General features: G+C 57.2%; 12 protein-coding genes. 4 read left to right on the forward strand and 8 right to left on the reverse strand.

From position 1 onward, the window contains the following. Positions 1-2: 2 nt before the first annotated feature. Positions 3-974 (reverse strand): phosphoserine phosphatase, encoded by a 972-nt coding sequence (serB, locus tag ACVV26_RS18920; RefSeq protein WP_312981792.1) that lies wholly within the window; start codon positions 972-974, stop codon positions 3-5. Between the two features lie 104 nt (positions 975-1,078). On the opposite strand from serB, the gene ACVV26_RS18925 reads away from it, so the two are divergent. Together ACVV26_RS18925 and lplA are read left to right on the forward strand one after the other, a co-directional pair. After that, on the forward strand, positions 1,079-1,720 hold the full coding sequence (locus ACVV26_RS18925) for a YtjB family periplasmic protein (protein WP_474798786.1): 642 nt from the start codon (positions 1,079-1,081) through the stop codon (positions 1,718-1,720). A gap of 24 nt (positions 1,721-1,744) precedes the next feature. Next, positions 1,745-2,761, forward strand: coding sequence for a lipoate--protein ligase (gene lplA, locus ACVV26_RS18930; protein WP_474798788.1), 1,017 nt, complete (start codon positions 1,745-1,747; stop codon positions 2,759-2,761). Positions 2,762-2,788: 27 nt separating this feature from the next. Here the strand turns inward: lplA and kch are convergent, their stop codons facing one another. The 5 genes from kch to deoC all read right to left on the reverse strand — a co-directional run bounded on the left by kch (position 2,789) and on the right by deoC (position 8,357). Further along, positions 2,789-3,973, reverse strand: coding sequence for a voltage-gated potassium channel protein (kch, locus tag ACVV26_RS18935; protein ID WP_474798790.1), 1,185 nt, complete (start codon positions 3,971-3,973; stop codon positions 2,789-2,791). 129 nt (positions 3,974-4,102) lie between these two features. Then, a complete protein-coding gene (gene deoD / locus ACVV26_RS18940; RefSeq protein ID WP_125293779.1) occupies positions 4,103-4,822 on the reverse strand; it encodes a purine-nucleoside phosphorylase in 720 nt (239 codons plus the stop codon). 53 nt (positions 4,823-4,875) lie between these two features. Then, positions 4,876-6,099 carry a phosphopentomutase gene (gene deoB, locus ACVV26_RS18945; RefSeq protein WP_474798792.1) on the reverse strand — a complete coding sequence of 408 codons (1,224 nt, stop codon included), beginning with the start codon at positions 6,097-6,099 and terminating at the stop codon, positions 4,876-4,878. Between the two features lie 99 nt (positions 6,100-6,198). Then, positions 6,199-7,521 (reverse strand): thymidine phosphorylase, encoded by a 1,323-nt coding sequence (deoA, locus tag ACVV26_RS18950; RefSeq protein ID WP_474798794.1) that lies wholly within the window; start codon positions 7,519-7,521, stop codon positions 6,199-6,201. Positions 7,522-7,577: 56 nt separating this feature from the next. Continuing rightward, on the reverse strand, positions 7,578-8,357 hold the full coding sequence (gene deoC, locus ACVV26_RS18955; protein WP_474798796.1) for a deoxyribose-phosphate aldolase: 780 nt from the start codon (positions 8,355-8,357) through the stop codon (positions 7,578-7,580). A gap of 265 nt (positions 8,358-8,622) precedes the next feature. Here deoC and ACVV26_RS18960 point away from each other — a divergent pair, with 265 nt between their 5' ends. Together ACVV26_RS18960 and ACVV26_RS18965 are read left to right on the forward strand one after the other, a co-directional pair. Further along, positions 8,623-10,173, forward strand: a complete 1,551-nt coding sequence (locus ACVV26_RS18960; RefSeq protein ID WP_474798798.1) for a YjjI family glycine radical enzyme — start codon at positions 8,623-8,625, stop codon at positions 10,171-10,173. Continuing rightward, on the forward strand, positions 10,145-11,008 hold the full coding sequence (locus ACVV26_RS18965; protein WP_474798800.1) for a YjjW family glycine radical enzyme activase: 864 nt from the start codon (positions 10,145-10,147) through the stop codon (positions 11,006-11,008). The genes ACVV26_RS18960 and ACVV26_RS18965 overlap by 29 nt, the downstream gene beginning before the upstream one ends. Here ACVV26_RS18965 and ACVV26_RS18970 read toward each other — a convergent pair. Both ACVV26_RS18970 and ACVV26_RS18975 read right to left on the reverse strand, forming a co-directional pair. Then, entirely contained in the window at positions 11,003-11,779 is a 777-nt protein-coding gene (locus tag ACVV26_RS18970) for a TatD family hydrolase (protein WP_474798802.1), read from the reverse strand. The genes ACVV26_RS18965 and ACVV26_RS18970 overlap by 6 nt on opposite strands. Further along, positions 11,776-12,852, reverse strand: a complete 1,077-nt coding sequence (locus ACVV26_RS18975) for a patatin-like phospholipase family protein (protein WP_312981808.1) — start codon at positions 12,850-12,852, stop codon at positions 11,776-11,778. Before ACVV26_RS18975 ends, ACVV26_RS18970 begins: the two co-directional genes overlap by 4 nt. Positions 12,853-13,047 lie beyond the last annotated feature (195 nt).

Genomic DNA, 13,047 nt, shown 5'->3' on the forward strand with positions numbered 1-13,047 from the left:
GTTTATTTCTTGTTCAGACTGCCTGACAGAATACAGAATACGCCCATCAGGTCCGCATGGCGGATGGTCACTTCGGTTTTTTCATTCACTTTGGGTTTGGCATGGTACGCAATACCCAACCCGGCCGCCTGGATCATCGGCAGATCGTTAGCGCCGTCGCCGATCGCCACGCACTGGGCAATCGGCACTTCGTATTTTTCCGCCAGGTTTTTCAGGGTCTGCGCTTTGAACTGCGCATCGACGATCTGACCGATCACCTGACCGGTTAGTTTACCATCACGGATCTCAAGTTCGTTGGCCACCGTGGCGGTTAAGTGCAATTTTTCGCGCAAATAGTCAGCGAAGAAGGTGAACCCGCCGGAGGCAATCGCCACTTTCCAGTTCAGGGATTGTAGCTTCAGCACCAGTGAGGTCAGGCCCGGCATCAGCGGCAGTACATCGCGCACCTGGCGCAGGATTTCTGCATCTGCGCCTTCGAGGGTGCCGACGCGTAACCGCAGGCTGGCGGTAAAGTCCAGCTCGCCGCGCATGGCGCGTTCGGTCACTTCCGACACCAGCTCACCGGTACCCGCCAGTTTGGCGATCTCATCAATGCACTCGATCTGGATGGCGGTCGAATCCATGTCCATGACCAGCAGGCCAGGGGTTTTTAAATGGGGGATCTTGCCGAGCGGCGCAACGTCCAGGCCATTATCATGAGCCAGACGCGTGGCGCGCGGGGTTAACGATCCCGCCAGGCGGATCACCTGATAATCTTCAACGCACCAGGCGGTGACGATCACCATCGCCGCGCCCAGCTTGCGCTGGTATTCGGTTAAACGGCTTTTATCCAGATCTCTGCCATACAGAAGCCAACCGCTGCGTCCGGCGTGATAATCCAGCGGCATCACTTCATCGCCACTTAATGAAAGCGGTAACCCCGGCCAGAGAGAAACATCGTTCGGCAGGTCGCACCAGGTCAGACTGTTAGGCATTAACGCTCCTGAAATCGGTAAGGACTGGAGAAAACAACGCATGAGGCTACCTTGAGTCCAGCGCTTCTGGCAACATTAAGATTCATTTTTTCAGCAGGTGGATTATGGCCCGTACCCGCTTCAAATTTAGACTGCACCGCGCGGTTATTGTGCTTATCTGTCTCGCGCTGCTGGTGGCGCTGATGCAGGGGGCAAGCTGGTTTAGCCAGAGTCATCAACAGTCGCGCAATATCCAGCTTGAAGAGCTGGCCAGGACGCTGGCGCGCCAGGTGAACTATACCCTGCTGCCGCTCATGAAAAGCGAGAACCCGGACGAAAAACGCGTCGGTGCGATCCTCAAGCAACTGACCGATGAGAGCCGCATTCTCGACGCCAGCGTGTATGACGATAAAGGCGAGATGGTGGCGCGCGCCGGGGAAAGCATTGAAGTGCGCGACCGGCTGGCGCTGGACGGCAAACGCGCGGGGAGCTACTTCAGCCAGCAAATCGTTGAGCCCATTGAAGATAAAAGCGGCCCGCTCGGCTATCTGCGCATTACGCTCGACACCCATTCGCTGCCCACCGAAGCCAAACAGGTGGATAACACCACCAATATTTTACGCCTGATGCTGCTGTTAGCGCTGGCAATCGGCATTGTGCTGACGCGCACCCTGTTGCAGGGTAAACGCACACGCTGGCAGCAATCGCCTTTTTTACTGACGGCCAGTAAAGATGTACCGGAAGAAGACGTGAGCAAAAAAGAATAACCATTTGATGAAGGGATATCGTTTATGAGTACGCTGCGGCTACTGATTTCAGACTCGTATGACCCCTGGTTTAACCTGGCGGTGGAAGAGTGTATTTTCCGCCAGATGCCCGCCACCCAGCGGGTGCTGTTCCTGTGGCGCAATGCCGATACCGTGGTGATTGGCCGCGCCCAGAATCCGTGGAAAGAGTGCAACACTCGGCGCATGGAACAGGATAACATCCGTTTAGCCCGACGCAGCAGCGGCGGCGGCGCGGTGTTCCACGATTTGGGCAATAGCTGTTTTACCTTTATGGCGGGTAAGCCGGAATACGATAAAAGCATCTCCACTGGTATCGTGCTGGCGGCGTTAAACGCGCTGGGCGTACAGGCTTCGGCCTCCGGGCGTAACGATCTGGAAGTCGCCACGCCGGACGGCCCGCGTAAAGTGTCGGGCTCCGCCTACCGGGAAACCAAAGATCGCGGGTTCCACCACGGCACGCTGTTACTGAATGCCGATCTCAGCCGTCTGGCGAACTACCTGAATCCCGATGAGAAGAAGCTGAAGGCCAAAGGCATTACCTCGGTACGCGGACGCGTGGCGAACCTGAATGATTTACTGCCGGGGATCACTCACCAGCAAGTCTGCGACGCCGTTAGCGAAGCGTTCTTTGCCTATTATGGCGAGCGGGTCGCGCCGGAGGTGATTTCCCCGGACGCGGCGCCCGATCTGCCCGGCTTTGCGGAGACCTTTGCCCGTCAGAGCAGTTGGGAATGGAACTTCGGCCAGGCACCGGCATTTACCCACACCTTGGACGAGCGCTTTGGCTGGGGCGGCGTAGAGCTGCATTTTGACGTCGAGAGAGGCCATATCACCCGCACCCAGGTATTTACCGACAGCCTGAATCCGGCTCCGCTGGAAGCGCTCGCCAATCGGTTACATGGCTGCGTGTATCAGGCCAGCGCGTTAAAGCAGGCGTGCGAAACGCTGATTATTGACTTCCCCGAACAGGAAAAAGCGTTACGCGACGTGGCGCAATGGATGGCGGACGTGGTGCGCTAATCACCGACAACGCCCTGCCGGGCGTTGTCACTCGTCTTCTTTACTCTCAGTAATATCGCCAAAGAACAGCGCGGTGATCAGCTTATTGTCGATAGGCTCGCCGTTCAGGGTGCGCACCAGCAACTCGCTGCCCAGGGTTTGCAGTGAAAACACCATATCCGGCTGAACGCGTTTGATTTTTTGCAGGTTTTTACTGGCGTTGACCACGGAAATGGTTTTGGTGCCCGCCCCCGCCACGTCTTTGGCGGCCAGTACGATAAACGCATTTTCGGCGTCGTCGTCGCGCAGCGCCAGAATGTATTTTGATTTCGCCGCCCCGGCTTTAACCAGTTCATCGGCGTTAGACGGATCGCCGGAAATCAGATCGGCATCCGGCGGGTATTCGTGGGCGATATGCGGCGGGACAATCACGGTGACCGCTTCACCGCGCGCTTTTAAGCCGTGGTAAACGCTGAGCGCCAGCGGCGATGCGCCAGCAATAATAAAGTGATTTTTACGCATCACGTGTGAAATCCGCCCTGTGACGATTCGTTTTAAATTACCGCCAATCACCGGGCCGATAATGGCGCTGATTGACGTCGCAAATACGGTGATGCCCATGACGATCACCGAGACGGTAAACAACCGCGCCGTGGAGGTGACCGGGACAATGTCGCCAAATCCCACCGTCGACATACCGACGATTGCGAAGTAAAACGCCGTCGGCATATCCATGATCGCGGGCGCAAACTCCTCGCCCAGATACAGCGCTCCCATCACCGCATACAGCAGCAGAGAGACAAAGCTCACCAGCGCGAACAACCCACCCGCCGCCAGGCTGGCGCGGTCAAACTGCCGCCAGAAGCCAATCAACAGCAGCATCAGCGCCAGCGCGCCGAGGCTGAGCGCCGGATTGCCCTGCGGGGATAAGAAATTAAAGGCGCTGGTCACCAACAACAACAGCAGCGAGAACACCCACGCGGTGCGGGCGCGCAGCAGCAGCCCGAAGGCCATCAGGATCAAGCCAAGCCCCAGCACAAACTGCGGAATGTCGAGCAACCCCAGCACCGACAGCGCCTCTTTCCAGGTGCTGAAACTGTGCATCTGGGGCAGCACATCCACGGTTCTCATCAGGACCGGGTGCAGGAACAAATAACCGCAGGCCGCCACCAGAATGGCGAGCAGTCCGTGCGGTGAAAACAGGGCCAGGCAACGATGGATGAGTTTTTTCACAACAAGTGGTTATTCCATGTATCCGTGGTGTGAATGCATGAATGATAGCCGTGCGGCGAGGGGTTTGAAACAGCCAGGCGCGAGAAACAAAAATGCCAGCCGGAGAAGGCTGGCATTGAGAGGCAAAAATTACGCTTTATCGCCTAACAGCACGGATTCTAGCGCGATTTTAATCATATCGTTGAAGGTGGTCTGGCGTTCTGCTGCGGTAGTCTGCTCGTGGGTACGAATGTGGTCAGATACGGTGCAGATGGTCAGAGCTTTGGCGCCAAATTCCGCCGCAACGCCGTAGATACCCGCCGCTTCCATTTCCACGCCCAGGATGCCGTATTTTTCCATCACGTCAAACATCTGCGGGTCCGGCGAGTAGAACAGGTCCGCCGAGAAGATGTTGCCCACACGCGCTTCTACGCCCAGCGCTTTCGCCGCGTCAACCGCGTCGCGCACCATGCCGTAGTCGGCAATCGCCGCGAAATCGTGATCTTTAAAACGCAGACGGTTTACTTTGGAATCGGTGCAGGCACCCATACCGATCACCACGTCACGCAGTTTCACGTCAGCACGTACCGCGCCGCAGGAGCCCACGCGAATGATTTTCTTCACGCCGAAATCGGTGATCAACTCTTTGGTGTAGATGGAGCAGGACGGAATGCCCATGCCGTGGCCCATCACAGAGATTTTGCGGCCTTTGTAGGTGCCGGTGAAACCCAACATTCCGCGCACGTTGTTCACTTCACGCACGTCTTCCAGGAAGGTTTCAGCAATATGTTTCGCACGCAGCGGGTCGCCTGGCATCAGAACAACGTCAGCGAAATCACCCATCTCTGCATTAATGTGTGGCGTAGCCATGAATTTATCCCTTTTTAAAATGGTTAATCAGGGCGGACAGGCCGCCCTGTCAATCACAACATGTTTTTACCGTAGTCCATGTCGGACGTGCCGAAGTATTTGGCGACGGTCTGGCCGATATCTGCGAAGGTCTCGCGGTGGCCCAGCGAGCCCGGTTTGACTTTCGGGCCGTAGATCAGCACCGGGATATGCTCACGGGTGTGATCGGTGCCTTTCCAGGTCGGGTCGCAGCCGTGGTCGGCGGTCAGGATCAAGATGTCATCTTCACCCACCAGCTCCATCAGCTCCGGCAGACGGCGGTCAAACAGCTCCAGGCCGCCCGCGTAGCCCGCCACATCGCGACGGTGCCCCCACGAGGAGTCAAAGTCCACGAAGTTGGTGAACACGATGGTGTTGTCGCCTGCGGCTTTCATCTCTTTTACCGTGGCGTCAAACAGCGCATCCAGACCCGTGGCTTTCACTTTTTTGGTGATGCCGCAGTTGGCATAGATATCGGCGATTTTACCCACCGACACCACGTTGCCGCCCTTCTCGTCCACCAGCTTCTGGAGCACGGTCGGCGCTGGCGGTTCAACGGCCAGGTCGTGGCGGTTGCCGGTACGCTGGAAGTTCCCCGCTTTGTCGCCGATAAACGGACGCGCGATCACTCGGCCAATGTTGTAACCGCCTTCGGTCAGCTCTTCACGGGCGATTTCACACAGCTCATACAGGCGATCCAGCCCGAAGGTTTCTTCGTGGCAGGCAATCTGGAATACCGAGTCGGCAGAGGTGTAGAAAATCGGCTTGCCGGTTTTCATGTGCTCTTCGCCCAGCTCGTCCAGGATCACGGTGCCGGATGAGTGGCAGTTACCGAGATAGCCCGGCAGGTTTGCGCGCTCCACCAGCTTATCCAGCAATTCCTGCGGGAAGCTGTTGGTGTGATCGCTGAAGTAACCCCAGTCGAACAGAACCGGCACACCGGCGATTTCCCAGTGGCCTGACGGAGTATCTTTGCCGGACGACAGTTCGTGCGCCCAGGCATAAGCGCCAATGACTTCGGCATTGCCGTCCATACCGGCGGCAATTTTACCGGAGGAGCCTTCGTGGGCTTTCACCAGACCAAGACGGGTCAAATTCGGTAGGTTCAGCGGGCCTTTACGGCCATGATCCGCTTCACCTTTTGCGCAGGCTTCAGCAATGTGGCCGAGGGTATCAGAACCCACGTCGCCAAAACGCTCTGCATCTTCAGTCGCGCCAATACCGAATGAATCCAGTACCATAATGAATGCACGTTTCATATTTTCTCCGTACGTTGCGCTATTTAACGCCCTGTGGCGTTAAAAAAATGCGATCAGATCAGTATACCTAAATGCGGCTCGCCCAGGAAGCGAAGACGGTTACTGGCTGATTCTGCGATAGACCACCGGCGTGGCTTCAGCCGCGGTGTCGCTTAAAACAATCGCCGCTTTAACGGCATTCGCCGCTTCCTGCCACGAGGCTTCATTTTTGGCGTGGATAATCGCCAGCGGGCGTTGGCTGTCAACGCTGTCGCCCAGACGTGCCATATCGGTAAAGCCCACGCTGTAGTCAATCGGATCGGAGGCCTGACGACGACCACCGCCCATCGATACCACCGCCATACCTAATGCGCGGGTATCCATCGCAGAGACCACACCGCTGCGATCGGCGTACACCGCTTTGCTCAGGGTCGCGGCAGGCAGGTATTTATCATAATTTTCAATGAAGTCCGCCGGGCCTTTCTGGGCGCTGACCATGCGGCCAAACACCTCTGCGGCTTTGCCGTTATCCAGTACTGCCTGTAGCTGTTTACGGGCGTCGGCTTCATCACGGGCCAGGCGGCCGGAGATCAGCATTTCCACACACAGCGCCATGGTCACGTCGAGCAGACGCGGGTTACGGTAATCGCCCGTCAGGAACTGTACAGCTTCGCGTACTTCTACGGCGTTACCCGCGCTGGAGGCCAGCACCTGGTTCATATCGGTCAGCAGCGCGGTGGTACGCACCCCTGCGCCGTTGGACACGCCGACGATGGCTTCTGCCAGCGCTTCGGAAAGTTCATACGTCGGCATAAACGCGCCGCTGCCTACTTTTACGTCCATCACCAGCGCATCCAGCCCTTCTGCCAGTTTTTTGGCGAGGATCGAGGCGGTGATCAGCGGGATAGAATCCACGGTCGCGGTGATATCGCGTGTCGCGTAGAAACGTTTATCCGCCGGGGCCAGCGAGCTGGTCTGGCCGATAATCGCCACGCCGACGTCTTTGATGATGGCGCGAAAGCGCGCGTCATCAGGGAAAATGTCAAAGCCCGGAATAGCTTCCAGTTTATCCAGCGTGCCGCCGGTATGGCCGAGGCCACGACCGGAAATCATCGGCACGTAGCCGCCGCACGCCGCCACCATTGGGCCGAGCATCAGAGAGGTAACATCGCCCACGCCACCGGTGGAGTGTTTATCCACAATCGGGCCGTTGAGGTTCAGGCTTTTCCAGTCCAGTACGCTGCCGGAATCGCGCATCGCCATGGTCAGCGAAACCCGTTCTGGCATCGTCATATCATGGAAAAAGATGGTCATTGCCAGCGCGGCAATTTGCCCTTCTGAGACGGTGTTATCGCGAATGCCGTTGATGAAAAAACGAATTTCTTCGTCGCTGAGCGCGTGGCCATCACGTTTTTTGCGGATAATTTCTTGAGCGAGGAACAAGGTAACCCCCAGAGATAGCAGATTTTAGGCGGCGGTTGCCCGCCGCAGGAAAGGAATCAGTAGCTGCTGGCGCTTTTGCCGTCGCCGTGGCCGAGCGCTTTCAGCAGGCTGGCTAACAGGCTGGATGCGCCGAAGCGATAGTGACGGGAATCGGCCCAGTCAGCGCCGAACAGGTCGTCGGCAATCGCCAGGAATTTCTGTGCGTCTTCGGCGCTGCGTACGCCGCCGGCAGGCTTGAAGCCCACGGTTTTCTGCACGCCCATATCGCGGATCACTTCCAGCATGATGCGCGCGCTTTCCGGCGTGGCGTTGACCGGCACTTTACCGGTAGAGGTTTTGATGAAATCCGCACCCGCTTTGATGGCGATTTCAGAGGCCTTGCGAATCAGCGCTTCTTCTTTTAGTTCGCCGGTTTCGATGATCACTTTCAGCAGCACGTTGGCGGCGGCGCAGGCTTCTTTACAGGCTTTCACCAGTTCAAAGCCAACCTGCTCGTTACCCGCAATCAGCGCGCGGTACGGGAATACCACGTCTACCTCATCTGCGCCGTACGCGATAGCCGCACGGGTTTCCGCCAGCGCGATCTCGATATCGTCATTGCCATGCGGGAAGTTGGTGACCGTCGCGATGCGGATATCCGGGGTGCCCTGCTCTTTCAGAGTTTTACGGGCAATCGGGATAAAGCGTGGGTAAATGCAGATCGCCGCCGTATTGCCCACCGGAGTGTTGGCCTGATGGCACAGCGCGATGACTTTCTCGTTGGTGTCGTCATCGTTCAGGGTGGTTAAATCCATTAATTGCAATGCGCGAAGGCTGCTTTTGGTTAAATCGGTCATGTGTTTCTCCAGATGGAAGCCGGGTTCGCCGGTTCATTAATCACCGCGCGGAATGTTAGTATTCTAACATCTGCTCACGCTTACTCTTAGACAGACATCACAGTTATGGAAATCGATACGACTCGCCATACACCGTATATGTGATGCAACTCAAAATTCTTAGGGCAGACTGGCTGTTCAGTACGCAATGTGGGTGACAGGATCAAAAGCGCATCGCGTGAATCGTTTTACATTGGCACCACTGTCAACATGTAAGGGACACATCATGTCTGAACTTCACGAAGCCGGTTTGCTGGAACGCTGCCAAAATATCGTTACGTCGGCGGGGCTTTCACCGGCTCAGAAACGCCATTTTCTGGCGCTGGAAGCCGAGAATGCGCTGCCCTATCCGGCTTTGTCGGATACCGCGCGCCAAGCGCTGGCGGACGGCGTTATTTGCGATATGTTCGAAGGCCACGCTCCGTATAAGCCTCGCTATGTGCTGCCTGATTACGCCAGATTTCTCGCTCAGGGCAGTGAATGGCTGGAGCTGCCGCCCGCCGAAAATTTCGACGATGCGCTGTCGATGCTCACCATCCTTTACCATCACGTTCCGTCGGTAACGTCGATGCCGGTGTTCCTGGGGCATCTGGATGCATTGCTGTCGCCTTATGTTAGAATTCTAACACAAGATGAAATCGATCTGCGCATAAAACGTTTCTGGCGCTACCTCGATCGCGTCCTGCCGGATGCGTTTATGCATGCCAATATTGGCCCACAGGATTCGATGGTGGCGCGCGCAATCTTACGTGCCGACGCAGAACTCAAGCAGGTTGCGCCTAATCTGACCTTTATTTATGACCCGCAGATTACGCCGGACGATTTGCTGCTCACCGTCGCTAATAACATTTGTGAATGTTCTAAGCCCCACATCGCCAACGGCCCGGTGCATGATAAAATTTTCACACCGGGGAATTACGGCATCGTCAGCTGCTATAACTCGCTGCCAATGGGCGGCGGCGGCAGTACGCTGGTGCGTATTAATCTCAGCGAAGTGGCGGCGCGCAGCCACAGCGTCGACGACTTCTTTGCGCGCGCGCTCCCTTATTATTGTGAACAACAACGGGCTATCATCAACGCGCGCTGCGCATTTCTGTATCAGGAGTCGAATTTCTTCACAGAAAGTTTCCTGGTGCGCGAAGGCTTGATCGATCCGCAACGCTTTGCGCCAATGTTTGGCATCTACGCGCTGGCCGAGGCGGTGAACGTACTGTGCGATAAATCCGGGATCGCGGGCCGCTACGGGAAAGACGCCGAGGCCAACGAACTGGGCTACCGCATCAGCGCCGCGTTGGCCGATTATGTGGAAAACACCCCGGTGGACTTTGGCTGGAATCAACGCGCCCTGCTGCATGCTCAGTCCGGTATCAGCAGCGACGCGGGCACCACGCCGGGCGCGCGTCTGCCTTACGGCGATGAGCCCGATCCGGTCACCCATCTGCTGGCCGTTGCGCCACATCATCGCTACTACCCGTCAGGCATCAGCGATATTTTAACGCTCGACGAAACGGTGAAGCGCAATCCGCAGGCGGTGGTACAGCTCTGTCTGGGCGCGTTTAATGCCGGGATGCGCGAATTTACCGCTAACGTCAGCGGCAACGATCTGGTTCGGGTCACCGGTTATATGGTGCGGTTATCGGATCTGGAGAAATTCCGCGCGGAAGGGTCGCGCACCAATACCACATGGCTGGGTGAAGAAGCCGCCCGCAATACCGGAATTCTGCAACGTAAACCGCGCGTGGTAAGCAATGAACAGCAGATGCGCTTCGATCAATAAGATCCTGCCGTTCTCCTGCGTGGATGGGCCGGGCAGCCGCCTGGCTCTTTTTCTACAGGGCTGTAATCTGCGTTGCAAAAGCTGCCATAACCCGTACACCATCGCGCTGTGCGACCACTGCGGCGAGTGTGTTCCCGGCTGCCCGGAGCAGGCGTTAACGCTGCGCGACGGGCAGGTTATCTGGGATGAAACGCGCTGCGCCCAGTGCGATACCTGCCTGAAGGGCTGCCCGTCGCAGTCCAGCCCAATGGCGCAAACGCTAAGCGTGGACGAGGTCTTAACGCAGGTGGAACGCGCAGCGCCGTTTATCGAAGGCATTACCGTGAGTGGCGGCGAAGCGACGACCCAACTGCCGTTTGTGCGCGATCTGTTTGCGGCGATTAAAGGCCGCGCCGCGCTGCGCCATCTGAGTTGCCTGGTAGACAGTAACGGCGAGCTGGGCCAGTCGGGATGGGAAAAGCTGTTACCGGTAATGGACGGCGCAATGCTGGATCTTAAGGCCTGGCACCCCGAGCGACACCGGTTCCTCACCGGACGCAGTAACCTGCGGATCATCGAGAGTATCCGCTTTCTGGCTGAACGGGAAAAGCTGGCGGAACTGCGGCTGTTACTGATCCCAGAGCACAGCGATTATCTTCATCATATCGACCCATTAAGCGCTTTTCTGCGAGAACTGGGGCCGATTACGCTGCGCATCAACGCGTTTCATCATCATGGCACCTACGGTATGGCGCGGGAGTGGCGGACAGCCACCAGACAGGACGTGGAGCAGTTAGCCAGCGCGCTACGCCAGCGCGGCATTCGCGATATCGTTTTGCCCGCACTCTATCTATAGATCAAATACCTGATGGGTATTTGCCAGGATGGCGGCGGCAATCTCATCCGGTGCTTCACTGCGCAGTTCACATAGCGTTTCAAACACCAGCGCGATGCGCTCAGGGCGATTGGGTTGGCCCTGCCAACCGTTAAGCGGCATATCCGGGGCATCGGTTTCCAGCAGTAATGCGTCCAGCGGCAGTTGCGCCATCACATCCCGGGTTTTACTGGCGCGCGGATAAGTAATGGTGCCTCCCACGCCGATTTTATAACCGAGACCAATAAAGCGCTCCGCCTGTTGCAGGCTGCCGGCAAAACCGTGCACTACGCCGGTACGCGGCAGATCGTGGCGCTTAAGGTGCATCGCCAGTTTGTCGTGGGTGCGGCGCGAATGGAGGATCACCGGCAGATCGTAGCGTTTGGCAAGCTGGAGCTGTCTGTCGAAATACCACTCCTGGCGTTCGAACTGCGGATTGTCGCGATACAGATCCAACCCGATCTCCCCCACCGCCACCAGTTTCTCCGGGCGCTGCGCCAGCCGACGGTCAAGCTCTTCAAGCGCCGCTTCGGTGTGGTTTTCAATCACAATCGGATGCAGGCCCAGCGCGGCATAGATTGCCGCATGCTGATGCGCAAGGTCGAGAACGGTATCGAAACGCGTTTCATCAATAGCAGGCAGGATGATTTTTTCTACGTCTGCCTGCGCGGCGCGCGCCAGGGCTGAATTTTCATCGCCGGTAAACGGTGGGAAATCAAAGTGGCAATGGGTATCAATAAAACGGCGGGTCACGCCAGATCCTCATTTTCAAACGCCGGATCGTTGGCCTGCGGCGCGTTGACCAGCGTGGCGGCAACGGCGTCGTTGGCGACGGTGGCTGGGGGTACCACCACCACCGGCGCAGGGGTAACGATACGCGGCACATGGCGCATGACCGGCGGGGTCGGCACTAACAGTTTGCCTACCGTCGCCAGGAAATAGCGTCCACATAAACGGCCAATTTTGTAATCTTCCAGCAATGTCGGGACGCGGCTGCCCAGCGCCATACTCTGTAGCGGCTTCGGCGGATAGATTTCGAAAATGCGCAGTTTACCCGGCGGCTTTTCAATAAATTGCTGGATTTCCCGGTAGGTCTTTTCGTGATGCTGTACCAGGTTCAACAGCGGTTGCAGGCTGCTGTCGGTCATCCAGCGCTCCATGCGCTTGAACCACTGCGGGGTGTAATACATCTGCGACGGCACGGTGCGGATCACCACCAGGGTGTTGGCACCCAGCCGCGCCGCTTCACGTACCGGGACCGCGTCGCTGATGCCGCCATCCTGATAACTGATGCCGTCCAGCTCTACGCCGGTCCGGTAGAAGCCGGGAATGGCGCTGGAGGCGCGCAGTATATCCAGCCAGGTGGTATTGGTTGGCGAGAAATAACCCGGCGAATAGTCGTCGCTACGACAGGCGCACATATAAAACGCTTTGCCGCCGTCAAACAGCCGGCTGGCGTTGTCCATCGCCAACGGCATTTTGCTTGCCGTGGCTTCGGTCAGCCAGTCGAGATCGATAAGGTTGCCACCGCGCACAAAGCGCACCGGATTAAAAAATTCGCGGCTGGTGGTATAGCGGGTGATTACACGACGCGCGTAGCCCGGTTGGTTACAGACGTAGGCAGAGAGATTTTGCGCACCGGCGGAAGTGCCAAGGAAAGTATCGAACGGGTTGAAATTTGCGCGCATGAATTCGTCCAGCACGCCGGCAGTGAAGATCCCACGCTGCCCACCCCCTTCACAAACGAGGGCAAGCTTTCCGGGACGAAACGGTTTTAACGCAAGCGGCGCGATGTTGCCGAGCGTAACGGGTATACGTTGTCCCACCCTGCTTTCCTGATTGTTGTTGTGCCGGTAAACGGAATAATCCGCCAGCAATCAACATGTTAGTTTTTCTTTCGCCATAAACAAAAAAGATACCACGCTAAGCGCTACCGCAACAACCTTGCCGCGTGGGGCGCAACGGTAAAACCGTGAAAGCCAGTCGCATTGACTGGCTTTCCGGTTACCTGTTGCAGTTGT

The organism is Atlantibacter sp. MEI4A-1023, assembly GCF_056155425.1.